The sequence below is a fragment of the uncultured Mobiluncus sp. genome, assembly GCF_947087965.1.
Lineage (GTDB): Bacteria > Actinomycetota > Actinomycetes > Actinomycetales > Actinomycetaceae > Mobiluncus.
Window position 1 is genome coordinate 333,265 of the sequence record NZ_CAMUES010000001.1, and the last position, 22,824, is coordinate 356,088.

21 protein-coding genes are annotated in these 22,824 nt (G+C 59.0%); 13 read left to right on the forward strand and 8 right to left on the reverse strand.

The genetic code is table 11. The features are described from left to right. The first annotated feature begins 407 nt into the window (after positions 1-407). Positions 408-1,559 carry a signal recognition particle-docking protein FtsY gene (gene ftsY / locus Q0V70_RS01475; RefSeq protein WP_297587789.1) on the forward strand — a complete coding sequence of 384 codons (1,152 nt, stop codon included), beginning with the start codon at positions 408-410 and terminating at the stop codon, positions 1,557-1,559. Here the strand turns inward: ftsY and Q0V70_RS01480 are convergent. Further along, positions 1,556-1,678, reverse strand: coding sequence for a hypothetical protein (locus Q0V70_RS01480; RefSeq protein WP_297346911.1), 123 nt, complete (start codon positions 1,676-1,678; stop codon positions 1,556-1,558). The genes ftsY and Q0V70_RS01480 overlap by 4 nt on opposite strands. A gap of 14 nt (positions 1,679-1,692) precedes the next feature. Here Q0V70_RS01480 and ffh point away from each other — a divergent pair, with 14 nt between their 5' ends. The 5 genes from ffh (at position 1,693) to Q0V70_RS01505 (ending at position 8,188) form a co-directional block, all read left to right on the forward strand. Further along, entirely contained in the window at positions 1,693-3,369 is a 1,677-nt protein-coding gene (ffh, locus tag Q0V70_RS01485) for a signal recognition particle protein (RefSeq protein WP_297587534.1), read from the forward strand. After that, complete coding sequence (locus Q0V70_RS01490) at positions 3,369-4,571, forward strand: amidohydrolase family protein (protein WP_297587793.1); 1,203 nt, start codon at positions 3,369-3,371, stop codon at positions 4,569-4,571. The genes ffh and Q0V70_RS01490 overlap by 1 nt, the downstream gene beginning before the upstream one ends. Next, complete coding sequence (locus Q0V70_RS01495) at positions 4,564-5,592, forward strand: Fpg/Nei family DNA glycosylase (RefSeq protein ID WP_297587536.1); 1,029 nt, start codon at positions 4,564-4,566, stop codon at positions 5,590-5,592. Before Q0V70_RS01490 ends, Q0V70_RS01495 begins: the two co-directional genes overlap by 8 nt. A 138-nt stretch (positions 5,593-5,730) precedes the next feature. Continuing rightward, positions 5,731-6,870, forward strand: coding sequence for a flavodoxin-dependent (E)-4-hydroxy-3-methylbut-2-enyl-diphosphate synthase (ispG, locus tag Q0V70_RS01500; RefSeq protein ID WP_297587796.1), 1,140 nt, complete (start codon positions 5,731-5,733; stop codon positions 6,868-6,870). A 208-nt stretch (positions 6,871-7,078) separates the two neighbouring features. After that, complete coding sequence (locus Q0V70_RS01505) at positions 7,079-8,188, forward strand: Dyp-type peroxidase (RefSeq protein ID WP_297587538.1); 1,110 nt, start codon at positions 7,079-7,081, stop codon at positions 8,186-8,188. Between the two features lie 10 nt (positions 8,189-8,198). Here the strand turns inward: Q0V70_RS01505 and Q0V70_RS01510 are convergent, their stop codons facing one another. After that, positions 8,199-8,753, reverse strand: a complete 555-nt coding sequence (locus tag Q0V70_RS01510; RefSeq protein WP_297587541.1) for a hypothetical protein — start codon at positions 8,751-8,753, stop codon at positions 8,199-8,201. Positions 8,754-9,017: 264 nt separating this feature from the next. Here Q0V70_RS01510 and glyA point away from each other — a divergent pair, with 264 nt between their 5' ends. After that, positions 9,018-10,310 carry a serine hydroxymethyltransferase gene (gene glyA, locus Q0V70_RS01515; protein ID WP_297587544.1) on the forward strand — a complete coding sequence of 431 codons (1,293 nt, stop codon included), beginning with the start codon at positions 9,018-9,020 and terminating at the stop codon, positions 10,308-10,310. Continuing rightward, entirely contained in the window at positions 10,307-11,212 is a 906-nt protein-coding gene (locus Q0V70_RS01520) for a bifunctional methylenetetrahydrofolate dehydrogenase/methenyltetrahydrofolate cyclohydrolase (protein WP_297587547.1), read from the forward strand. The genes glyA and Q0V70_RS01520 overlap by 4 nt, the downstream gene beginning before the upstream one ends. A 70-nt stretch (positions 11,213-11,282) precedes the next feature. Here the strand turns inward: Q0V70_RS01520 and Q0V70_RS01525 are convergent, their stop codons facing one another. From Q0V70_RS01525 to Q0V70_RS01540, 4 genes are all read right to left on the reverse strand, one after another. Then, positions 11,283-12,758 (reverse strand): peptidase, encoded by a 1,476-nt coding sequence (locus Q0V70_RS01525; RefSeq protein ID WP_297587550.1) that lies wholly within the window; start codon positions 12,756-12,758, stop codon positions 11,283-11,285. 158 nt (positions 12,759-12,916) lie between these two features. Next, a complete protein-coding gene (locus Q0V70_RS01530) occupies positions 12,917-13,801 on the reverse strand; it encodes an exodeoxyribonuclease III (protein WP_297587554.1) in 885 nt (294 codons plus the stop codon). A gap of 3 nt (positions 13,802-13,804) precedes the next feature. Beyond that, positions 13,805-14,965, reverse strand: a complete 1,161-nt coding sequence (locus Q0V70_RS01535; protein WP_297587556.1) for a YihY/virulence factor BrkB family protein — start codon at positions 14,963-14,965, stop codon at positions 13,805-13,807. Between the two features lie 15 nt (positions 14,966-14,980). Further along, positions 14,981-15,562 (reverse strand): 2'-5' RNA ligase family protein, encoded by a 582-nt coding sequence (locus Q0V70_RS01540; RefSeq protein ID WP_297587559.1) that lies wholly within the window; start codon positions 15,560-15,562, stop codon positions 14,981-14,983. A gap of 62 nt (positions 15,563-15,624) precedes the next feature. Between Q0V70_RS01540 and Q0V70_RS01545 the strand changes: the two genes are divergently transcribed. The 4 genes from Q0V70_RS01545 to Q0V70_RS01560 all read left to right on the forward strand — a co-directional run bounded on the left by Q0V70_RS01545 (position 15,625) and on the right by Q0V70_RS01560 (position 18,446). After that, positions 15,625-16,701, forward strand: coding sequence for a mannose-1-phosphate guanylyltransferase (locus Q0V70_RS01545; protein WP_297587562.1), 1,077 nt, complete (start codon positions 15,625-15,627; stop codon positions 16,699-16,701). 81 nt (positions 16,702-16,782) lie between these two features. Next, entirely contained in the window at positions 16,783-17,502 is a 720-nt protein-coding gene (locus tag Q0V70_RS01550) for a TIGR00730 family Rossman fold protein (RefSeq protein WP_297587564.1), read from the forward strand. Positions 17,503-17,619: 117 nt separating this feature from the next. Continuing rightward, a complete protein-coding gene (locus Q0V70_RS01555) occupies positions 17,620-17,787 on the forward strand; it encodes a DUF3117 domain-containing protein (protein ID WP_004008170.1) in 168 nt (55 codons plus the stop codon). Beyond that, the gene (locus tag Q0V70_RS01560) at positions 17,787-18,446 is read left to right on the forward strand and encodes an O-methyltransferase (protein WP_297587566.1); all 660 of its coding nucleotides are present in this window, start codon (positions 17,787-17,789) and stop codon (positions 18,444-18,446) included. Before Q0V70_RS01555 ends, Q0V70_RS01560 begins: the two co-directional genes overlap by 1 nt. Positions 18,447-18,522: 76 nt before the next feature. On the opposite strand, the gene Q0V70_RS01565 is transcribed toward Q0V70_RS01560, so the two are convergent. Continuing rightward, positions 18,523-19,659 (reverse strand): Mrp/NBP35 family ATP-binding protein, encoded by a 1,137-nt coding sequence (locus Q0V70_RS01565; RefSeq protein WP_297587568.1) that lies wholly within the window; start codon positions 19,657-19,659, stop codon positions 18,523-18,525. Positions 19,660-19,749: 90 nt separating this feature from the next. On the opposite strand from Q0V70_RS01565, the gene Q0V70_RS01570 reads away from it, so the two are divergent. After that, the gene (locus Q0V70_RS01570) at positions 19,750-21,876 is read left to right on the forward strand and encodes an acyltransferase family protein (RefSeq protein ID WP_297587570.1); all 2,127 of its coding nucleotides are present in this window, start codon (positions 19,750-19,752) and stop codon (positions 21,874-21,876) included. On the opposite strand, the gene Q0V70_RS01575 is transcribed toward Q0V70_RS01570, so the two are convergent. Continuing rightward, the gene (locus tag Q0V70_RS01575; RefSeq protein ID WP_297587572.1) at positions 21,873-22,751 is read right to left on the reverse strand and encodes a PHP domain-containing protein; all 879 of its coding nucleotides are present in this window, start codon (positions 22,749-22,751) and stop codon (positions 21,873-21,875) included. The two genes, Q0V70_RS01570 and Q0V70_RS01575, sit on opposite strands and share 4 nt — an antisense overlap. Positions 22,752-22,824: the final 73 nt, after the last annotated feature.

Here is a 22,824-nt window from a genome sequence, read left to right on the forward strand (position 1 = left end):
ACGACAGCGGTAAGGACGGAGAAAATTCTGACGACACGCCGCTCATCCAGCTGCAACAAGGTGAAAAAGAACTGAGAAATATTGTCGAAAAGACCATTCAGGCTAATGGTCGTAGCGATACTCAATATCCTGATGATGACGTAGAACTCGAGCAGACTACCTCTGAGACTGGCCATTTTGCGGATGCGGGCGCGGATGACGTTGGTCCGGATGGCGAAGACGTCTTGGATGAGGCGCAAGATGACTGGGGCGTGGAGGATGACGACTTCGACAAGGAAGAAGTCATCATAAAGCCTGATGGGGTTTATTGCGACCCAGACGGGCTGTGCTTTAAACCGCTTCCCGGTCAGAGCGTGGAAGAAGCCCGTGCTGCAGCTCTAGCCGCTATGGAAGCGGCGGCAGCGGCAATGACAGCGGACGCTGCAGAGGATGACACCACTTCGGAAACGGAGTCGGAGCCGGACTCTGCAGCGGAAGTCCCTGAGGAACCCGAAAGCTCAGAGACGCCGGAGGCCACCGCGGATTCCGAGACTGCAGAGGAACCCGAGCCAGACGCACCGGCTGAGCAGTCAGTTTCTGACACTGCCGAGCCAACCGAACCCGAAATTGAGGAAATCGAAAAACCGGAATCCAAGACCTCCCGGATGCGCCGCTTAAAGGAACGTTTGGCCGGTAAGGGCAAGTTCGGGCGGGCCATTCTCAATGTGCTGTCCAGCGCTGATTTGCAAGCCACCGATTGGGAGGCTATCGAAGACGAGCTGCTGGCCGCCGACATGGGCGTCGAGCCAACCGTGGAGCTCATTGACAAGCTAAAGGTGAAACAAAAGGTCGCGGGCGAGAAGGACGCTGCGCAGGTGCGGCGTATGGCCAAGCGGATGCTCACCGATATGCTCGACCGCAAGGCCGAGCGTGGTCTCAACCTGGAGGTTCCCGAGGATTCTCCCACCCGGACCGCCGGTATCTTAATGGTTGGCGTTAACGGCGGCGGTAAGACGACCACCGTGGGTAAACTCGCTCGCCTGCTGGTGGCTGACCGCAAGACCGTAGTATTGGGTGCGGCCGATACGTTCCGTGCTGCTGCCGGGGAACAGCTGCAAACTTGGGGCGATCGGGTCGGCGTGCCGGTGGTGCGCGCCGAAAAGGACCAGGCTGACCCTGCCTCCGTGGCTTTCGATGCGGCGAAGACTGCTCGTGAGGCCGGCAGTGACGTGGTTTTGATTGACACCGCCGGACGCTTGCAAAACAAAGTCGGTTTGATGGACGAGCTGGGCAAAATCAAGCGCGTAGCTGAAAAGCAGGTTCCCATCACTGAAGTCCTGCTGGTTATCGATGCCACTACCGGGCAAAACGCTTTGAGCCAGGCGAAAATCTTTACCGAAGCGGTGGGCGTAACCGGTATCGTTTTGACCAAACTGGACGGTTCTGCCAAAGGCGGGGTCATCGTGCCTTTGCAACGGGAACTGGGGATTCCGGTGAAGCTCGTTGGTTTGGGTGAAGGTCCCGACGATTTGGCGCCCTTCGTGCCCGGCGATTTCGCTGACGCCCTGCTGGATGCCTAGATTCGCCTGGCAGTTTCCGGTTCTTTCGGGAGATAACGGCGTTTACCGCCGGTCTTTTGCGCCAACGTGTCCTCCGCGGCGCGCCCCAACCCCCACTTTTGCCCGAAATCTTGCCTCACTATAAAATCAACGTGTGTTCAATAATCTGCAAGACCGCCTGACAGAATCGTTTAAGAACCTTCGCAAGAAGGGCAAGCTGAAGGAATCCGACGTTGACGCCACCGTCAGCGATATCCGCCGCGCCCTGATTGAGGCTGATGTGGCCTTGGAGGTCGTCAAGGATTTCACCGCTACCGTAAAGGAAAAGGCTTATGGGGCGGCCCGGTCGGAGGCTTTGAACCCGGCTCAACAGATTGTGAAAATCGTCAACGACGAGTTGATTAACATTCTGGGCGGCGAGGACCGGGAACTGCATTTCTCTAAACCCGGCAAAGGCCCGACCGTATTCATGCTGGCCGGCCTGCAGGGTGCCGGTAAAACGACTCTGGCCGGGAAACTCGGCAAATGGCTGGCGAAAGACGACCGGAAAGTCTTGTTGGTGGCGGCGGACTTGCAGCGTCCCAACGCGGTCAACCAGTTGCAGATCGTGGGCGAACAGGCCGGGGTCACCGTTTTCGCCCCCGAGCCCGGCAACGGGGTGGGTGACCCGGTCGATGTGGCGCGGCGCGCTTTGGCGCTGGCCTCCGGTTCGGGCTATGACGTGATGATTGTCGATACCGCCGGCCGACTGGGCGTAGATGAGGAACTCATGGCCCAAGCCCGTTCCATTCGCGACGAGGTGCAACCCGATGAGGTCTTGTTCGTCCTGGACGCCATGATTGGCCAGGACGCGGTGCGAACCGCGCGGGCTTTCCAAGAGGGCGTGGATTTCACCGGTGTGGTTCTGACCAAGCTGGATGGCGATGCCCGCGGTGGTGCGGCCCTGTCTGTCCGGGGTGTCACCGGGGTTCCGGTGCTGTTCGCCTCGACCGGGGAGGGCTTGGACGACTTTGAGCGATTCCACGCCGACCGGATGGCGTCGCGGATTTTGGATATGGGCGACCTGCTGAGCCTCATCGAAAAGGCTCAGGAAACGTTCGATATGGAGCAGGCCGAAAAGCTGGCCGGCAAGATTCAGCAGGGCCAGTTGACTTTGGAAGACTTCCTCAACCAGCTGCAACAGATTCGCAAACTCGGTTCGATGAAGAAACTGCTGGGGATGATGCCGGGGGCGGGCAAAATCCGGGAACAACTGGACCAGTTTGATGAGCGCGAAGTCGACCGGATTGAAGCTATCGTTCGTTCGATGACTCCTGCGGAACGCCAGGATGTAAAGATTCTCAACGGCTCGCGCCGCGCGCGGATTGCCGCCGGGTCTGGTACCACGGTCGCGGACGTGAACGGTTTGGTCGACCGATTCCAGATGGCGCAAAAGATGATGAGCGGCGGCGGCATTCCCGGGATGGGCGGCGGCGCAGACGGAATGGGAATGATGCCTGGATTCGGCCGGATGCCGGGCATGGGCAAGCATTCGAAAGCGAAACAGACGGCAAAATCTGGCAAGAAATCCAAAGCCCAGCGCAAAGCAAAATCCGGCAATCCCGCTAAGGCAGCCCGTCAAGCTCGGGAAGCGTTGGAGGGGATTTCCTCCACCCCCATGAGTGGGACCGGCGCAATGCCCAACTTGCCCGGTTCTCTGCCCGCCGGTCTGGGAGGGCTCAAAGGCATGGGCGGTCTCGGCGGGTCGCCGCAACAGTCCGCGCCGGCCACCCCCGCCCTGACCCCCGACGATCTACCTGATGACATCAAACGGATGCTGGGCGGTCTGTGATGACATCCCGAGGGGCGACAAACCCGGATAACCTGCACTTTACGGGGGTTTTTCTGTGGTCAGAAACCCCCAGTATGGAGGGGGAATACACCGGTCAGGCGACGACAGTGTCTTGTGAATCCCGGTGGGTACGCGGCGACCTGTATATTCACGACGGCATCGTGAGCCGAACGGCGAAACCCGCGCTGACTTACCGAAAGGTCAGCGGCTTCGCGATTCCCGGACTGGTGGACGTACATTGCCACGTTGGCGTGACCCACGCGGGTAGCGTACCGGTCGAAACCCAGCGGGAACAGGCCGAACTGGCGTTGAGTAAAGGCACACTGCTGATTCGTGACTGCGGAGTGCCCTCCGATACCCGCTGGATTGACCAGGTGGCTGAGCTGCCGAAAATCATTCGCTGTGGCCAGCACCTGGTGCGGCCCAAACGCTATATGCGCTACTACGGGCTGGAGCTGGAAAAAGAAGCCGATCTGCCAACGGCGGTTGCCCAACAGGCCAAACGCGGCGATGGCTGGGTGAAAATCGTGGGGGACTGGATTGACCGCTCCGATGGGGTCCAATCTGATTTGCAGCCGCTGTGGTCCACCGCGGTGCTGCGTGACGCGGTGGCGGCTGCGCACCAGAATGGGGCACGGGTGACCGTGCACACTTTCGCCCACCGCACGATAGAGGGCCTGTTAGATGCCGGGGTGGACTGTATCGAACATGGCACCGGCATGGATTCGGACGAAATCCTCGAAGCGCAACGTCGCGGTATCCGCGTGACACCGACCATGCTGCAAATCGCACGGTTTTCCGATTTTGCTGCCCAGGCGGGGACAAAATATCCGGTGTATGCCGCCACGATGACCGCTTTGGATCAATCCCGGGTGGCTCATCAAGCCGCGCTGTATGAAGCGGGGGTGCAATTGCTGCCGGGCACCGATGCCGGCGGCTACCAGCGCCACGACGCCCTGCCGCAAGAGCTGCTGCAGTGGTTGGACTTAGGTGTTTCAGCTCCCGAAATTATTGACCTGGCCACCTGGAAGGCTCGGGACTACTTGGGGGCTCCCTCGCTGTGGGAGGGTGCGCCCGCTGACCTGGTGTGGTACGACTCTGACCCGCGCGCTAACCTCAACGTTTTGGAACAACCCGCCGGAGTGGTTCTGCGTGGAGCTATCGTGGCCGGGGCGGTTAGAGAGGCCGTACACCGTGCCTGAAGGTCATTCTATCCACCGGCTGGCCGCCCAGTTTACCCAGGTCATGAGTGGTGAGGTGGTTGCGGCCTCCTCTCCGCAGGGGCGTTTCACCGCGGGAGCCGCCGAGCTAGACGGCCAGCGCCTGGTTGATGTGCAAGCCTACGGGAAACATATGTTCCTCGGTTTTACTCCGCGTCAGACCGACCCCGCCGCGACCGTTTCCGACTCCAAACCGACCCTGACCTGGCTGCATATTCACTTGGGGATTTACGGTTCCTGGCGATTCTACGGGGATTCTCGGTTCATCGCCCAGCACATCGGTCCGGCCCTGGACCTCGCTGAGACTGCGCAGCCAGTCGCGGAAATCGTAGAGATTCCGGTGCATACTCACCGCGATGACTCCGCTTTTGCACCCCACGAACATTTTGCGGATCGCTGGTTTTGGACCCCCGCGCCTTTCACGCCGCCGCCGCCCTACGGGACGGTGCGTCTGCGCCTGGTCACCGCGCACGGGGTGGCGGACCTGTCCGGGCCAAACACCTGTGAACTGCTGGACGAGGAGGGCGTTGCCGCAATCTTGACACGGCTAGGACCCGATCCACTGCGTCCCGACAGCGACTTTAGTGAGTTCGTGAAACGCTGTGCCACTCGTCAAAAGGGTATTGGGGAGGCTCTTATGGACCAATCCGTTATCGCCGGGGTGGGCAACATTTATCGCGCCGAAGTGCTGTACGCGGCACGTCTGAACCCGTTTACGCCAGCTCGCGAGGTGACGCCGCGCAAACTGCGCCGAATCTGGAACTGGCTGGAAGAATACCTACCCCTCGGCGTGGAATCAGGACGAATCACCACCGCAGATCCTGACGATTACGCTACTTTCGTGGAACGCGAGTTGGCTGCGGGACGCGAACCCCAAGCTATCGACTCCCGATATTACGTCTACCAGCGCCAAGACCGACCCTGTCTGCGCTGCCGTGCTAGCATCAAGCTCAAAGTAGCGGGGGGACGAAAACTCTACTGGTGTCCGCGCTGCCAACGCTGAGGACGCGGAAAACCGCAATCTCGACAAAACTCGAGCCGGAAAAACCACCACCCTAGCGACCCTGCCGGGGAATCCCGCTTGGTGCGAGTGCCACGCAAAGGTGGAATAATCGAAACCGTGAGTGAAGTAAACCTGGGGATGCCCACCAAGTCTCTGTCCGCCCGCGAACCGTTGGCGCCGCGCCATCAGACCCGCAAAATCCAGGTCGGCAGCGTCGCTGTGGGGGGAGACGCCCCGGTGAGCGTCCAGTCCATGACCACCACCCTGACTTCTGACGTGGAAGCGACCCTGCAGCAAATCGCCGAACTGACGGCTGCGGGCTGCGACATCATCCGAGTGGCGTGTCCCTCGGCAGACGATGCGGCGGCGCTGCCCGAAATCTGTAAACGCGCCACCATCCCGGTGGTGGCAGACATTCACTTCCAGCCAAAGTATGTGTTCCAGGCTATCGAGGCCGGCTGCGGTGCGGTGCGGGTGAATCCCGGCAACATCCGGGCTTTTGACGATCAAGTGCGCGAAATCGCCCGAGCCGCCTCCGACCACGGCACCGCGCTGCGCATCGGGGTCAACGCGGGGTCTTTGGACAAACGGCTGTACGAAAAGTTCGGGGGAGCCACCGCAGAGGCGCTCGCCGAGTCCGCCATGTGGGAGGCGTCGCTGTTCGAGGACGTGGATTTCCATGACTTTGCCATCTCGGTGAAACACCACAACCCGGTGACGATGATTCAGGCCTACCGCCTGTTGGCCCAGCACGGGGGCTGGCCGCTGCACCTGGGCGTGACGGAGGCCGGCCCGACTTTCCAAGGCACCATCAAATCCGCAACCGCTTTCGGGGCGTTGCTCTCCGAAGGGATTGGCGACACGATTCGGGTTTCGCTGTCGGCCCCGCCGGTTGAGGAAGTCAAGGTCGGGTTAGAGATTTTGCGTTCTCTGGGCTTGCGGAAACGCAACTTTGAAATCGTATCCTGCCCGTCCTGCGGACGTTCCCAAGTCGACGTTTACACGCTGGCTAATGAGGTTACCGCCGGGCTGAAAGACATCACCTACCCGCTGCGGGTCGCGGTGATGGGCTGCATTGTCAACGGTCCGGGTGAAGCGCGGGAAGCCGATTTGGGCGTGGCTTCCGGCAACGGCAAAGGCCAGATTTTCATCAAAGGAAAGGTCATCAAGACCGTCCCGGAAGCGGAGATTGTGCCAACCCTGATAGCTGAAGCGAACCGGTTGGGTCGGGAGCTGGGCTTGGAAGCGGGTGAACCCCAGGTGAACGTAGCCGGTTGAGGACTCACGGCGCGGCGACCGGTTTCGTGGGGGCTCTCCCAGCGTTTTTTACTTTCACAAGCGCGGTCGGTGGGTTGTCTGCGGAGGTTGCGTAGCTCCGTTACGGGACGCCAGTCCTGGTGGCGGGGTTCCCGGTTTGGTGCAACCGGGAGGTGGCGAGAGGCTAGGATAAGAGTTACTGCTTAGATTTATCGAGGAGTTATGGAAAATGTCTGAAACCGCGTTGCAAAAAGCTACTATTCCTTTCGATGGCCGGATGCAGTCCGGAGTGGAACAGCCTCCGCAGGCGCATCTGGAAGTTTTGGGAATGAACCTGGAACCCAGCCTGGATCAGGCGGCGTTCATTGAGCTGCTAAAGGACCTAACTGCCACAGCCCGCGAGTTGACCCAGGGCAACCCGATTCCGAACTTCCTAGCTCCGGAAATGGTCGCGGTCACCGCCAATCTAACCATCACCTGCGGTTTTGGAGAGCGGATTTTTGATTTCTTGGGTAAGCCGGAACTGAAACCTGAGGGCTTGCATGACATTCCCGCTTTCAAACTCGACCAGCTGCAGGAACGTTGGGGTCAGACCGATTTGGTGTTCCAGATTTGCTGCGACGACCCGGGCACCCTGTTCGCGGCCGGTCGCCTAATCCTGGCCAAGTGCGAAGGCAAAGCCGCGTTGCAATGGATGCAAAAGGGCTTTACTTACGCCTACGGTTCCGCCCCGCGCGGCACGACCCCACGAAATCCGTTCGGTCAGGTTGACGGCACCGTGAACCCGTCCACCGCGGAAGAATTCTCCGAGCAAGTGTGGTTGGATGGCGCTGGCGACCAGGCCTACCTGGACGGTTCCACCATTATGGTGCTGCGCCGGATTCAAAACTTCCTAGATCCGTGGGAATTGCTGGACCGTCCCGCCCGCGAGCGCGTGATTGGCCGCAAACTCTCCGATGGCGGTCCGTTGAGCGGCGGCGGCGAGTTCGACGAGGAGGACATGGACGCGGTAGATGAAACCGGTAACTTTATCATTGATCGGCGTTCTCACCTGGCGCTGTCCCGCGAACATGAAGACGACGGTTCCGACAAGCTGCGTCGCCGCGCTTTTGCCTACGACGATGCCCCGGAACCGGGACAGTCCGACCTGACCAACAGCGGTTTGGTGTGGATTTCTTTCCAGCGCAACCCGGACCTTCAGTTTACGGCCATTCAAAAGCGCCTGGATATGCACGACTTGTTGAACAAGTTTATCTCCCACATCGGTTCGGCAGTTTACTGGATTGTTCCGGGAACCAGCGCGGAAACCTACTGGGGACAGGGTTTGTTAGAGAAATAGGCCAGCGCGCTTACGAATTTGCGTCCGTACCCAGGGGCAGATTTTCGGTCCCGGTCGCGATGGATTGACGAATGGCGCGCAGCAGCCCGCGTTGAGAGGCTTCGAGTTCCTGCGCTAAGCCGTGTAGGCGTCGCAGGGTTTCCGCGTTATCGGTGTCCGTCAGTGTTTCCGGTGTGGGATTTTTCCCTAAGGACTCCAGAAAAGCCATTTCACCAGCCCATTCGCGCCGCTTGTCGCGCCACTGCTGCAGCGGTGCTACCAGGTTCGGATCCTTCGGGATGTAGCGCACTGCCTCAATGACTTGGTTATCCCGTACGATGACACGGTCCGCGGCAGAGAGGGTCTCTTCATAAATGAGTTTGATTGCGTCGTGACGGGGGACTGCTTCTGGAATGACGGTGTCGCCGTGGAAGTGACGAATCAGCCACACGACACCCAAGGTTAGAGCGATAGTGCCCACCACTATCAGGAAATAGACCAGGTTTTGCGTGGCTGTCCACTTGTCTTGAGGAATGACCTGAGCGGGTATCAACATTCCCCAATACGGCGCCGACAACGAACTCATGACTGGATTTTAACAAACTTTCGCCCCCTTGCGGTGCCGGCGGACCCGGTTTGCCCAGGAAACCCCAGTTTTCGCCCGAACCCCCGGAATTGCGAGGTGTGGGGGGAGATAAATTTTTTGGTAACCTTGTAAAGGCAGCGACTGGCGATGCCTACCCGACCCCGGATTGTTTCGCGGGGACAGTGGGCAGGAGGAATAACCCTCCGGGGAGCGCATTTACACAATCGGACGCCTGGGTTGTGCTCGCAAAACTATGGAGGAACTATGACCGAAGTCATGAACCAGCCCCTTTCTGAAGTTGATCCGGAAATTCAGGCTGTGCTGGATGCTGAACTGAATCGTCAGCGCGACACCCTGGAAATGATTGCGTCGGAAAACTTTGTGCCCCGCGCCGTATTGCAATGCCAGGGCAGCGTCTTAACTAACAAATACGCCGAAGGCTATCCGGGCAAACGCTACTACGGCGGCTGCGAAAACGTGGACGTCGCTGAGACCCTGGCCATCGAGCGGGCCAAGAAGCTGTTCGGAGCCGATTTTGCGAACGTGCAGCCCCACTCTGGCGCCCAGGCGAACGCGGCGGTGCTCTCGGCGCTGATTAAGCCCGGAGCCAAGATTATGGGTCTGAGCTTGGCTCACGGCGGTCACCTCACTCATGGCATGAAGATTAACTTTAGCGGCCGGCTCTACCAGGTCGCGGCTTATGGAGTGGAACCGGACACCAAGCGTATCGACATGGATCGGGTTCGGGAACTCGCGTTGGCCGAGCGCCCTGACGTGATTATTTCCGGCTGGTCCGCCTATCCGCGGCACCTGGATTTTGCGGCTTTCCGCTCTATCGCGGACGAGGTCGGGGCCTATCTGTGGACAGATATGGCGCACTTTGCGGGTCTGGTCGCCGCTGGTTTGCACCCCTCCCCGGTGCCTTACGCGGACGTGGTTTCCACGACCATTCACAAGACCATCGGTGGGCCGCGTTCGGGTCTGATTCTGTCCCGTGATGGGGAAAAGTTTGGCAAGAAGATTAACAGCTCCGTTTTCCCCGGTCAGCAGGGTGGGCCCCTGATGCACGTGGTCGCGGCGAAAGCGGTGGCGCTAAAGATTGCCGGCACCCCTGAGTTTAAAGAGCGCATGCAGCGCGTCATTCAAGGCGCCCAAATTTTGGCCGAACGCCTGATGGCTCCCGATTGCCAGGCTGCGGGCATCGACCTGTTGACCGGCGGCACCGATGTTCATTTGGTGCTGGTGGACCTGGTTAACTCCAACCTGGACGGGCAGCAGGCCGAGAACCTGCTGCACGAAGCGGGCATTACCGTGAACCGTAACGCGGTACCGTTCGATCCGCGTCCCCCGGCAATTACTTCCGGTCTGCGTATCGGCACCCCGGCTCTGGCTACTCGCGGCTTTGGCGAGGCGGAGTTCCGTGAGGTCGCCGACATTATCGCCTCCGTGTTGGTGGACGGTGCCGCGGGCGAATCCGCGGTGGACGTGTCCAAGTATCGGGCTCGGGTGGCGAAACTGACCGAAGCCTTCCCGCTCTATCCGGGACTGGTGCAATGAGGGCGCCCTGGGAGGGGCCAGCTCAGGTCCTGGACGGCAAAGCCACCGCTGGCGCTATCAAAGCCGAGTTGCAGGCGCGTGTCGCCGCGGTGCGTGAGCGCGGGGTCATTCCCGGTCTGGGCACTATCCTGGTCGGTGAGGATCCCGGTTCTGTAACCTACGTGGCTGGTAAACACCGGGACTGTGCGGAGGTCGGCATCGAGTCCATTCGGGTCGATTTGCCTGCTACCGCCAGCCAAGACGAAGTCATGGCGGCGGTGCAACGGTTGAACCAGGACCCGGCCTGCACGGGTTATATCGTGCAGCTACCGTTGCCGCGGGGGATGGACACGAACCGGATTTTGGAAGCAATCGACCCGGAAAAAGATGCCGACGGGCTGCACCCCATGAACCTGGGACGCTTGGTATTGCGGGTGTCAGAGCCGATAACTTCGCCTTTGCCCTGTACTCCCCGTGCTGTCATCGAGCTGGGTCGTCGTTTCGGTCTGGATTTCAACGGTAAAGACGTGTGTGTGGTGGGTCGCGGCACTACGGTGGGTCGTTCCATCGGACTACTGCTGGGGCGAAAAGACGTTAACGCGACTGTCACTTCGTGCCATACCGGGACCCAGGATTTGGCCGCGAAATGTCGCCAGGCGGACGTCATTGTGGCGGCCTCCGGGGTGGCGGGCATTATCACCCCGGACATGGTCAAGCCCGGCGCTGCCGTGTTTGACGTGGGAGTGTCTCGGGTTATCGACCCGGATACTGGCAAGTCTCGATTGCACGGTGACGTGGCGGACGGGGTCGACCGGGTGGCCGCCTGGTTGACGCCGAATCCCGGCGGGGTCGGGCCCATGACCCGGGCGTTGCTGCTGGTCAACGTGGTCGAAGCCGCGGAACGCGCGGCCGGACTGGCCTAGTTATTCCCATAATTCAATAGTGTTCCCGGTCGGTTTTCCGACCGGGAACACTATTTTGTAGGGTCTGTGGTTAGCGGCGAGCTCGGCGGCGAGACGCGACCATCATGGCTCCGCCGGCGAGGAACACAATCATAGCTCCGCCAGCCAGCGTTTCGGCAGACGAACCGGTAGCTGCCAAAGCCTTTTCTGGCACCTGCGCCACCGGAATGCGGGGAGCTGCCGGGGTAAAGACGCCCGCGACCGGAGGCACGGGCTCTGCCGGGGTAGTAACACCCGCGACCGGAGGCACGGGCTCGCTGGGAGGAACCACAGTCCCTCCCGGAACGGGACCGGGGACGACACTCGGCGTATCCGGGGTGACCGGCGGATTCGGATTCGGGTTCTCGGGTTCTGCCGGAATGGGTTTCGGCTTGATGTCCATAGTTAGGGAAATACCGCGACTCTGGGGGCGGGTGGAATCGGTGCCGTTACCGATGAGACTGCCCTTTTCCTGGCCTTGCAGGGTATACCAAGACCTAGACAGTCCATTCAGGAAATTACTAAAATACCTCGCCTTTTCACGTCGATCTATGCTGCTAAATCCGCCGATGTACAGGTATCCCGCAGTGTTGAACTCCAATGTGGCCTGGGTTCCCTCGGGGGATATCTTGTCCTTAACCTTGACCCCAGAGATAACCAAGCCCAGCGGTTTATTTGCGTAGGCCTTGAAACCGTCCTTCAGACGCAAGTAGGCGCCTTCTTTACTATCTCCTGTTTCGTAAAGCTTATTCAAAACCAATGTTACGGCCAGTCGTTTTGACGAACGCACCACGCTGGCAATCCGATACAGCGGAGGTTTGTTTCCGTTGTGGGTCTCCAGTTTGTAAGACTGCGGGTCTCTGGGCATCTCCAGGTATTCCGGAACCAAAATAATCGTCTGAAAGCCGGAACTGGCTTCACTGTATGTCAGATTCCCGGCTTTAGCCTGGCTAACTTTTTCCTGCCAACCTTCCAGTGCATGCAGTCCCACGTTGATATCCAGATTGCTTTTAATATCCACGGTGTCCCCGGTGTTTACCTTTAGGGTGTCATCGTGCTGGGTCGTGTAGTCTTTGTCCACAGAGAGTTTTCCTAGGGCATCTCCATACGTACTTTTAGGTTCGAAGCCATACTCCAACGGTGGAATTTCGCTGTCATCAACATCTGTGACCGTGAAGGCGGGGTTGCTCGGTTCCACGGGATCCGCCGGAGCAACGGCCGGAGCAGGTGGAGCCTGAACCGGAGTCGCCAGATTCGCGGAGTCGGTAGGGGCGTTTGCAGCTGGATCGGTAACCGGAGCGGCTGGCGTGGTCGCGTCGCTGGGGGTCTGGTCGGTGGCTGGGGTGGGCGCCGCAGGGGACTCCTGGGAAGAGACCTCATCTGCGGGGGAAACAGTTGTTTCGGTTGCGAAAGCAGCCGGGACAAAACCGGTGCCCAGCCCTATGATCAAAGCGGCTGAGGAACCGATGACAAAAGCACGGTTAGTAAAACGAGTTAACAGCCGGGAGTCACAATAAGAAGTTTTCATTTTGTAGAATTTTCTCTTTCTTAGCTCGCCTGGGCCGATTCAGACATTTACCAGACGATTCACACCACTTTCTCTCATTATATCGTCGAATAGACCGCATTCTTAGAAATTTTTAAGAAATAACCGAATATTTCTTAAAAACAGCTGAATGTGTGGGTTTACACCGGGAAATCGTAAGCTACCGTGAGGGGGGCATGGTCTGTGAAACGGGCATCGTAAGCCGGTGTGCGATACACCGCGGCCGATTGGGCTTTCCCGGCCAGTCCGGGGGTAGCCATGTGATAATCCAGGCGCCAGCCGGCGTTATTGTCATAAGCCTTACCGCGCCACGACCACCAGGTATAGGGGCCGTCCGTGTCTCCTGCCAAGGCCCGTCCCACGTCTACGCAGGGTAGCCCCTTCATGCCGGACAGCGTGTCGGCCATCCATGCGTCCAAGAACGCAATCTCTTCATCCATAACCCCGGAGGTCTTATTGTGATTAGGTTTCCAATTCTTAATGTCGCGGGCGGTGCGCACAATGTTGAAATCCCCGCAAATCAGGGCTTCCTGCGGAGTATCGGACCCCGCTCCCGCCATCGCGTGCGCCCCCAGCTGGTCCACCCGCTTGCCGACTCGATTGAGGTAAGCCATCTTTTGCTCCTGCTTTTCCGTGTGCAGCTCTCCGGAATGCAGATAGGCACTGACCATGGTAAACGTCGCCCCGCTGGGTCCGTGAACCTCACCCTCCAGCCAACGCCCGGAATCTACGTCCGGTTCCTCGCCAATCTCCGCATAACACTCCGGGGGCAGTCCCTCGGTGATTGAACCAATCTCCCAGCCGGAATCGCGCCGTACTCCCAACGCGACCCCAGCGCGGCCTTTCACCCGACAGGGCCACACTCGTACGTCCCAAGCTGGACCGAACAAGTCTGCGGTGTCTTGTGGAGTGGCCCGCACCTCTTGCAGACACAGCAAATCCGAATCGTCATTATCCAGCCAGTCCCCAAACCCTTTGCGGAACGCCGCCCGGACACCGTTGACATTGACAGTGGTTACTTTCATGTATTACCTCCGATTCAGTTTCCGGGACGCAGTGCCGGGGGCCACCGGATGTCCCGACAGGTGTTTGTCGGCCGCGGTTTCCCGGCGGTTTTTGCTACCCCAAATGACTTGCTGAGACAAACGCCAAGCGGCTTCTTCCTGTGCGGGGGACCAAATCCGGCCAGAAAGAGGATCGTGGGGCCAGGACAAACTGGCGGGAGCCGAAACCGTCACGAAGTTCGGACGCTCGGAAAATTGCGGAAAGTCCCTCTCCGGAGCGGGAGCCGCCGGCGGGTTCGCAATCCAGCACGACATATACAGGAACAGGCGGCACAAGACATTGACCCACAGAACAATCGTCAAAATTAGAGTAAACGGGGCGTAGGCGGGAGGCACGTTGGAGGCCAGGTAGGCTCCTGACATCTGCAGAGCCGTGGACAAAAATCCTAACGTTCCCGTCCCAATCCACAAATCGCGGCGCGGAGCACGCACCAAAGCTAGGTAGCGCAGCGTGAAAGCCAGAATCAAAGTTGTCAGGACGCCGGTCAGGAGGAGGGCCCCGGCATTGATTAGCCCGGAGGGAGCCGGCAGCGCCAACGGCAACCGGCGCTGCAAGGCTCGGACCGCAACGATGGAACCCGAACCTAAAACCGAAGCCAAAATCCCCCCGAGGAACAAAACCAGAAACATACACACATCTCGCAGCGCATTTTTCCACCCTGCCCCGGGGCGCTGCGGCAGTCCGAAAACAGTTTGGATACTGACGCGCAAAGCCGCGACTACCCGGATTCCCGCCATGACGGACACGACCAAAACCACCAAAGTTCCCCAGGTAAAGCTGGGTGTCGCAATCGCAGCGGGGTCGATCAAGCCCGGTTGTCCATCAATCCGAATAGCTCCGGGAATCCATTGATTGACATCCTGAAAAATAGTGTGGCTGGTTAGAGGGAACGCAAAAATCATGACTTGCGCGGTCATGATAATCAGGGTCACTATCCCCGCCATAGAAAACAGGGCGGTATAGGCGATGCCGCCAGCCAACAGGTTCGACGAAGCGTTTTGATAACGCAGGTACGCCCGCATAATTCGCGTGGTATTGAGCCACTCCAGGAAGGCCTTCAGGAGTTCTATCACTCCTGCGGGGGCAGCGGGCTCGGCTGGCGGGGAATCAAGTTGCTTCGTCACGGGGCCTCCGCACTTTCAAGTGTGTAACTGAGGATGGGCGAAAATTTTGGGCAGTTCACCGGTGACGCTTTCGGGTATTCCCGAGCCCAGCGGGAGGATGGCTAACTGTTCGACATGGTTCGGCTCAAGCAGGGAACAGTCAACGCCGTCAACCATGAAAAAGCCGTGGGAACGCTTCGACAGGGCCGCTACCCGATCCAGGTCCTCATCGGTGACGTTGGTTCCCAAGGTGATGTGTGGATAGTAGGGAAAGCGTGACTCGGTGTCTAGGGGGCCGAAGCGAAGTCGTTTGGCCAGTTCTTTGCAGGCCTCGTGTCCGCGCTGCACCTCGATATAGACGACCGGGGACACGGGCCGGAAATCTCCGATGTTACCGAAGCTGATGACGAACGGTGAAAAGGACCGGCAGATTTCGGCAGCCTGCGCCTGAATATCAGGGACTTGTGCACGATCCACCGCGCGCGGTTCCACTATGGTGACGTGCGGGGGTACGCCGTCAGTTTTCGTGACTTTTTGCAGCTCGCCAGCATAGGGTTCGGGCACGGGAATAATCATGCCCAAATAAACCTGGCCTTCTTTACGAGGAGGTAAATACACGAGGCCAAGCCTACTCTGTTCAACACAAAAACTCACGCCTAGCCTCCGGTAGGATTTGTTTTGTGGAAATTCATGCGATAGTGCCTGCTGGGGGGTACGGGCGGCGGCTGTGGCCCTGGTCGACAGCTGCGAAGCCAAAGTTCCTGCTCAACATCAACGGGACGCAAAGCCTGGTGCAGCAAACCGCGGCACGTTTGGCGCCGATTTGTCAATCCTTGACTTTCGTAACCGGCGCACCTCACCAAGAGGCTTTAGCCGCACAAGTCACTGCTCTGGACTTGTCGGTTCCGGTGCGTTGCGTGGCGGAACCTAGCCCGCGCGATTCTATGGCGGCCATAGCTTTGGGAGCTGCTCTGATAGAGCAGCGTTACGGAACCTGCGTGGTCGGGTCTTTCGCGGCGGATCATCTCATCGCAAACCCCGCGGCGTTTTGTGAAGCCCTCGCCCAGGCTGTCCCGACTGCCAAAGCCGGATGGCTTACGACCATCGGAATTGTGCCGACCGAACCGGCGACCGGGTTCGGTTATATCGAGGTGGGGCCCGCCCTGGACGGAGAACTCAGCGGGGTTCATCGGGCGCAGTCCTTCACGGAAAAACCGGATGCAACCACTGCCAGCGCTTGGCTGGCGACCGGGAACTACCTGTGGAACGCGGGTATGTTTGTGGTGCGCAGTGATGTGCTGCTCGATGCTCTGGAGGTGCGAGTGCCGGGGTCAGGCGCGGCGGTGCGAAAACTGGCTGCAGGATGGGAAACGTTGAGCCCGGACGCGAAAACCGCATTGTGGGAGGGTGTCGTTGCGGCGCCGATAGATACCGTGTTGGCTGAACCGTTGGCACGAGACGGACGGGTTGCGGTGGTGCCGGCGCGCCCGGACTTGGGATGGTCAGATGTGGGCGATTGGGAAGCGGTGCGCCGTGTCGTCAGTAACGCCTCTGAACTGGCGAATCTGAGCCCGGAAATCCCGGTCTATACCGATGCCGCCCCCGCCGCCCTGGTGAGGGCAGAAAACCTGAGAGGCGTCGCGATTATCGGAATCCCCGGCGCGGTGGTGGTGGAATCCGCAGGTCAGCTGTTGGTGACAACCCAAGAGTTTGCCCAAAACGTTAAAGTTGCGTCCGGCGCTGCTGATAATTGGTGATACGGTTGCCAAGCAAGGACAATTCGGCAGGATAGCCAGGGCCAGGTGCCGCGGGCGAAAGAACCGAAATAAGGACTGGGTATGAAGACTTTTTTTAACCGGCGTTCCCGGGGCGGGATGCAGCGGGAACTGGCGGATCAGGCTTTGCTGCGCTCGAGAGTCGATCCGAAGTGGACCGAGGAGGATCCGTGGCGAGTCCTTAGAATCATGGGGGAGTTCGTTGACGGTTTCGAGTCTCTGGCGGATGTCGGAAAAGCCGTCACGGTGTTCGGCTCTGCCCGAGTCGAACCCGGCACGCACTACTATCGGCTCGGCGAAGATATCGGCAAAGTTTTTGCCCAAGCCGGGTTCTCCATCATCACCGGGGGCGGTCCGGGGCTGATGGAGGCGGTCAGCAAAGGGGCCCGCCGCAACGATGGAATGACCATTGGTCTGGGAATCGAGTTACCTCATGAGCAAGGAATCAACGAATACGTTGATTTGGGGATTGACTTTCGGTACTTTTTCGTACGCAAGACCATGTTCGTGAAATATGCCCAAGCCTTCGTGGTTCTGCCCGGCGGTTTCGGGACTCTGGATGAACTTTTTGAATGCGTCACGCTGCGTCAAACCAGCAAAATTCAGCAATACCCGATAGTGTTGGTCGGGCACGAATATTGGGACGGGTTGATGAAATGGGTTCGTAAGTGCCTGGTTGAGGAAGGTATGGCTAGTGTCGCGGACGCCTCCATTATTCAGGTGGTTGACACCGCCGAAGAAGCTCTCTATATGGTAAAGAACACTTTGCCGAAAACACATTGACCGAAGCTGAGCCCGCGAAACGGCGCATTTGCAATACCTGTCTGAAAATAATTCCCAATCAATGCCGGAACTTCCCGTATAATAGAGAGGTAAAGCCGTTTTTGAAAAGAGGAACAAATGGCAGCCATGAAACCCCGCACCGGGGACGGACCCCTGGAAGTCACTAAAGAACCGCGTTGTAACGTGATGCGTATTCCTGCAGACGGGGGCGGTCGTTTGGTTATTGAACTCAACGATGAGGAAGTCGCTACCTTAGCTAAGGAACTAGAGAAGTTTTTGAAATAGTGCCGCGTTTTAACGAGTCTAAAATTTCCATCGATAAGACCTCAAGCTGGTCGTATGCGGAAGAATTTTTACCGGAGTCTGAAACTATAGCCATCGCCAGGCAGCGAGGCAGAGAGCTCGGTTCCGTGCCGATATCCCCTGGAGCAGGGGCGACACTACGAATGTTGGCCGGGGCTTCTGGAGCTCGGTCCGTACTGGAAATCGGTACCGGAACCGGGGTGTCCTCCCTGTGGACACTGGCCGGAATGCCCGCGGATGGGGTATTGACCACTATTGATGTCGACCCGAAACTTCACGCGGTCGCCAAGGAAATCCTGACGAGAGCGGGTATCTCGCTCACACGAGTACGCATGATTACGGGACGCGCCCTGCAAGTCCTCACGCGCCTCAGTCGGGGAGCCTACGACATGGCTGTGGTAGACGGGGATCCTGGCGAAACCCAAGCCTATGTAGAACTGTTAAACCCAGCTCTGCGCCCCGGAGGGCTACTGGTCATAGTCCACGCCATGTGCAATGATTCGGTGGCTGACCCTGCTCGGCGTGAACCGGACACTGTAGCGATGCGCGAAGTGCTGCGTCACATTCAGGAATCCGAAGAATGGACTGCAAACCTGCTGCCAGTCGGAGACGGGCTGCTGGTAGCAATTAAAAACCGTTAATTATCCTTCGGTAGCGCCCATACGGCGGGCCAGGAATCGACCATTCCAGACCCGCCCCGCAGACCCGATGTTGCCGCTATTTCACGGTGACGTTCAGACGATGACCCTTCAGGCTGCGTGCCCGCTTGCTCAAAGTAGCGGCTGCGGAACGCAAGGCCGCCCCGGCGACGGATTGTCCGTTCTTGGCAGCCTCGCTGGTGGAGAGGGGCTCACCGCCATCGGAGGCTTCCCGATAGGCGACTTCCAGAGGAATCTGTGCCAAAAGTGGAACTTCGTAACCCAAGATCTGAGACAGCCGAGAGGCCACCTGCTCGCCGCCTCCCGTTCCAAAGACCTCGATACGAGAGCCGTCCGGGCCGGTCAGGTAACTCATATTCTCAATCACCCCTACGACCTTTTGGTTCGTGCCCGAAGCTATCGAACCGGCACGTTCGGCGACTTCGGCCGCCGCGAGTTGCGGGGTGGTCACGACGACGATTTCCGAGTTCGGCAGCAGCTGTGCCACCGAAATCGCCACGTCGCCGGTACCGGGGGGCAGGTCTAGGAGCAGCACATCCAAATCTCCCCAGAAAGTCTCGGACAGGAACTGTTCCAAAGCCCGGTGCAGCATCGGCCCGCGCCATACCACCGGCTGTCCGTCAGGAACGAACATGCCCATCGAAATAACTTTTACCCCGTGAGCAGTGGGTGGCATCATCATGTCTCCCACCGGGGTGGGGGCCGCGTCCTCTAACCCGAGCATGCGCGGAATCGAGAATCCGTAAATATCGCAGTCCAAAACCGCCACTTTCAGGCCAGAGTCCGCCATCGCGGCCGCTAGGTTAGCGGTGACCGAGGACTTGCCGACCCCGCCTTTTCCAGAAGTAATGGCGTAGACACGGGTCAGGGAGTCCGGTTGAGTAAAGGGGATTACCGGCCTGGCTCCCAGCAGCTTTTCCTTGACCCGGTCCAGTTCCTCGCGACTCATGACACCCATTTCCACTTCCACGGAGGTCACGCCGGGAACTTCCGCCAGGCGCGCCTTGGCATCTTGCTCAATCTGAGCCTGCAGGGGACATCCCGCGATAGTCAGGGCGATGCGGGCAAAAACGTGGCCCGAGTCGTCAATTTTCAGTTCCTGGACCATATCCAAATCGGTGATTGACCGGCGAATCTCAGGGTCAATGACTTTCTCCAGGGCTTTCATCAATTCATCTGTAGTGGGTAATGTCATACCTTCATGCTAATGCCAGCGCTGGGTTTTTTCACACTAGGGCGCTAGGCTTAACCCTTGTTATATACGCGGCAGTGATGAGGGGGTAAGGTGATTTTCGGATTCGGCAAGTCCCAGTCCAGTGGGCATCTCCACCCCGCCGCACCGCCTCCTCCACGGCAAGGACCTCGCCTGAAGCAACCGGCAGCATCGGGAGAAAGCCGCGTTAGCGTCTCTGGAACCAGCGAGGAAAAGCCCCGTGTGTCCCCGCGCAGCGCCGCATCCCCCCAGGCCGAGACAGCTTTGCAATCCTCACCAGACCCAAAAATGCCGCGCTACCAGCTGCGCGGCTTGGACGGGATCCGAGCATTGGCAGCTTTGGCGGTGCTGGTTTACCACGTAGCTCCGAACTGGCTGCCGGGAGGGTTCCTGGGGGTAGACGTATTTTTTGTGCTGTCTGGATTCCTGATCACAGCCCTGTTGGCGCGTGAACAGCGCCTCACCGGGCGCATCGATGTCCGTGCGTTTTGGCTGCGGCGCTTCCGGAGACTGGTTCCCGCCGTAACCTTGACCGTACTGGTGACCGTGCCGCTGGCAGCTTTGGTGAACCGGGATTTCCTAGTGGGCATCTGGTATCAAGTCCTGGGAACCCTGACCTACACCTATAACTGGGTCAATGTGGCTTTTGGGGGCTCCTATTTTGACCGGACCAACCCACAGTTCCTCGCGAATATGTGGACTTTGGCGGTGGAGCAGCAATTTTACCTGGTGTGGCCCCTGATTTTGTTGCTGGCTTTCCTGATTCCCACCCGGCATCGGTGGTTGGTGCCCGCACTGCTGGCTTTGGCCTCTGTGAGCGAAATGGCGGTGTTAAAAGCCGGGGGAGGGAATCTAACCCGCATCTACGAAGGTACCGATACGCACGCTTTCGGGCTGATGTTGGGGGCGACTTTGGCTTTGCTGTTCCCCTTGGCGTTGGAAAACACCCCGCATTACCTGGATTGTTCCACAGTCCGGTTGCGCGGTTTGGCGGCTTGGGTAGGCATGGTTGGGGTGTTCGTCAGTTTCCTGATGCTGCGTGACAGCGATCCCTTCACCTATCCGTGGGGAGTGTTGGCGGTTAGTGTGCTGACCATCGGGATTATTCAGGCTTGTTTGGAGGAAGTCTCCGGCGTGAGCGGACCGGGTCAGGTCCTGGTCGAATTTTTGTCGTGGCCTCCCCTGCAATGGCTAGGTGTGCGCTCCTATTCCCTGTACCTGTGGCATTGGCCAGTGTTCATGCTGGTCAACAGCCTCTGGCGGGGATTGCCGCAGTGGGCGGCGCTGGTGATTATTGCCGTGATATCGATATTGGCGGCATCTGTGAGTTACAAATATGTCGAGAGACCCATGCGGCACAACGGTTTAATCGTCACCTGGAAACGTTGGTTTGCGCCGCGTTCGCAAAAGGCCGTGAGCCCGGCGGTTTCCTCCCGGTTGCGGGTGTCGTGGTGGCGGCGCTCCCTGGTTTGGATGGCGGCTGTGGTCGCGGTGCTGCCGCTGGTCATCTCTATCGCCATAGCTCCAGAAAAAACCGCTGCCGAACAACTTGTTGAAGCCGGGGCGAACTTTATTCATAACGAAAAGCCGGAGGACAGCCACCACTCGAAAACTGGTGCGGAGGAAAAACCATCCGAGCCAACTCCCCAAACTAAGCCAACCACGTCAACCAAGCCTTCTGAGGTTAGTGAGCCAATCTCCGGGGACCAAGTCGACATTATTGGGGACTCGGTGACTCTGGCTGCGGCACCGAAACTCGTCCAAACTCTGCCCGGTGCCACCATAGACGCGGCGGTATCACGCAGCTCAGCGGCAGGTGTGGGCATCATGCGGGCTCGTCAAGCCCAAGGCACGCTACGTCCCTACGTAGTCTTTGCTCTCGCCACGAATTCGACGTTTCGAGTTCAAGATGGCGAAGCTCTGCTCGCCGAGTTCCCGCAGACAAGATTTGTGTTCGTGACCGGTCACGGCCGGGCTTCCCAGGAGTGGATTCAAATCTCTAACCAGACCATGTATGCCCTGGCTGGCGCCCACCCTGACCGGGTGAAAGTCGCCAGCTGGGACAGTGCTATCGCCGGTCATACGGACCTTTTGGCCAGTGACGAGGTTCATCCCGGCCCCGCCGGGCAAGATATCTATGCCGCGACCGTTCAAGCAGCACTGCAACAGTTTCAATCCAAGGCCGGTAGCGGTTCCTAACTCGGCGGTAGCTCGCCGAGAAGTGGGCTGGCACCCGCGGCGAGAATCTGGCGCAGGCTGGCTTCGGGCATGGTGTTTTCACCCAGCTGATTAGGTTTGCCCGCCCCGTGGTAATCCGAAGCCCCGGAGACAAACAAATCGAGCTCCCGGGCCAACCCTGCGGCCAATTGGCGGGCTGGGGCATCATGTTCGCGGTGGTTGACTTCAATACCCCGCAGGCCGTTTTGAGCGAGTTTCCGAACTATGGCGGGGTCCAGCCTCCGTTTGCTGCGCGTCAACGAAAACGGGTGAGCCAGCACAGGAACCCCGCCATCGGCGCGGATAGCCTCCAGGACGGCGAAACTGTCAACAATGGGGCGCGAAACGTAATAGGGGGAGCCGGGATTGAGGACCTTTTTGAACGCTTCGGAGCGGGTCTGAAAGTAGCCTTTCCGCACCAGGGCATCACCGATATGCGGTCGCCCCGGGGTCAATCCGGTAATCTCTGCCTGCACGTCTGACCACGTCAGCGGATAATCCTGGTTGATTTTCGTGACCATGCGCCGCATGCGTTCCAAGCGATCGTGGTGGGCATTTTTTAATATTGCTCGGACGCTGCCGCGGTGGGGATTCGGCAGATAATTCAGCAGGTGGATAGGGCAGCGGTCCACGCTCGTGGAGATTTCCGTACCTAAAATAATCGCGGGCGGACGAGCCCCTTCGGCCGTTAACTCGGCATAGGCGGCGCGAAATGGCTCCCAGTGCTCGAACGTATCGTGATCGACTGCCCCGATTACATCCAACCCGGCAACACGTGCCTTTTTTAGCAATTCACGCGGAACATCCGTGCCATCGGAGAGCGCGGAATGCACGTGGGGGTCGATTTTCAAGGCCATATCCACATCCTAATGATTCGCCGGTGGGGCCGGCCTGACATGCGGGTCACGGGGAATCTCGTGAATGTCAGAC

Excerpts from the sequence above, each read along its gene's own strand:
- ftsY (WP_297587789.1), top strand. The coding sequence starts at position 408 with ATGACAGCGGACGCTGCAGAGGATGACACCACTTCGGAAACGGAGTCG.
- Q0V70_RS01490 (WP_297587793.1), top strand. The coding sequence starts at position 3,369 with ATGACATCCCGAGGGGCGACAAACCCGGATAACCTGCACTTTACGGGG.
- ispG (WP_297587796.1), top strand. The coding sequence starts at position 5,731 with ATGCCCACCAAGTCTCTGTCCGCCCGCGAACCGTTGGCGCCGCGCCAT.
- Q0V70_RS01505 (WP_297587538.1), top strand. The coding sequence starts at position 7,079 with ATGTCTGAAACCGCGTTGCAAAAAGCTACTATTCCTTTCGATGGCCGG.
- Q0V70_RS01510 (WP_297587541.1), bottom strand. The coding sequence starts at position 8,753 with ATGAGTTCGTTGTCGGCGCCGTATTGGGGAATGTTGATACCCGCTCAG.
- glyA (WP_297587544.1), top strand. The coding sequence starts at position 9,018 with ATGACCGAAGTCATGAACCAGCCCCTTTCTGAAGTTGATCCGGAAATT.
- Q0V70_RS01520 (WP_297587547.1), top strand. The coding sequence starts at position 10,307 with ATGAGGGCGCCCTGGGAGGGGCCAGCTCAGGTCCTGGACGGCAAAGCC.
- Q0V70_RS01525 (WP_297587550.1), bottom strand. The coding sequence starts at position 12,758 with ATGAAAACTTCTTATTGTGACTCCCGGCTGTTAACTCGTTTTACTAAC.
- Q0V70_RS01530 (WP_297587554.1), bottom strand. The coding sequence starts at position 13,801 with ATGAAAGTAACCACTGTCAATGTCAACGGTGTCCGGGCGGCGTTCCGC.
- Q0V70_RS01550 (WP_297587564.1), top strand. The coding sequence starts at position 16,783 with ATGAAGACTTTTTTTAACCGGCGTTCCCGGGGCGGGATGCAGCGGGAA.
- Q0V70_RS01555 (WP_004008170.1), top strand. The coding sequence starts at position 17,620 with ATGGCAGCCATGAAACCCCGCACCGGGGACGGACCCCTGGAAGTCACT.
- Q0V70_RS01565 (WP_297587568.1), bottom strand. The coding sequence starts at position 19,659 with ATGACATTACCCACTACAGATGAATTGATGAAAGCCCTGGAGAAAGTC.
- Q0V70_RS01575 (WP_297587572.1), bottom strand. The coding sequence starts at position 22,751 with ATGGCCTTGAAAATCGACCCCCACGTGCATTCCGCGCTCTCCGATGGC.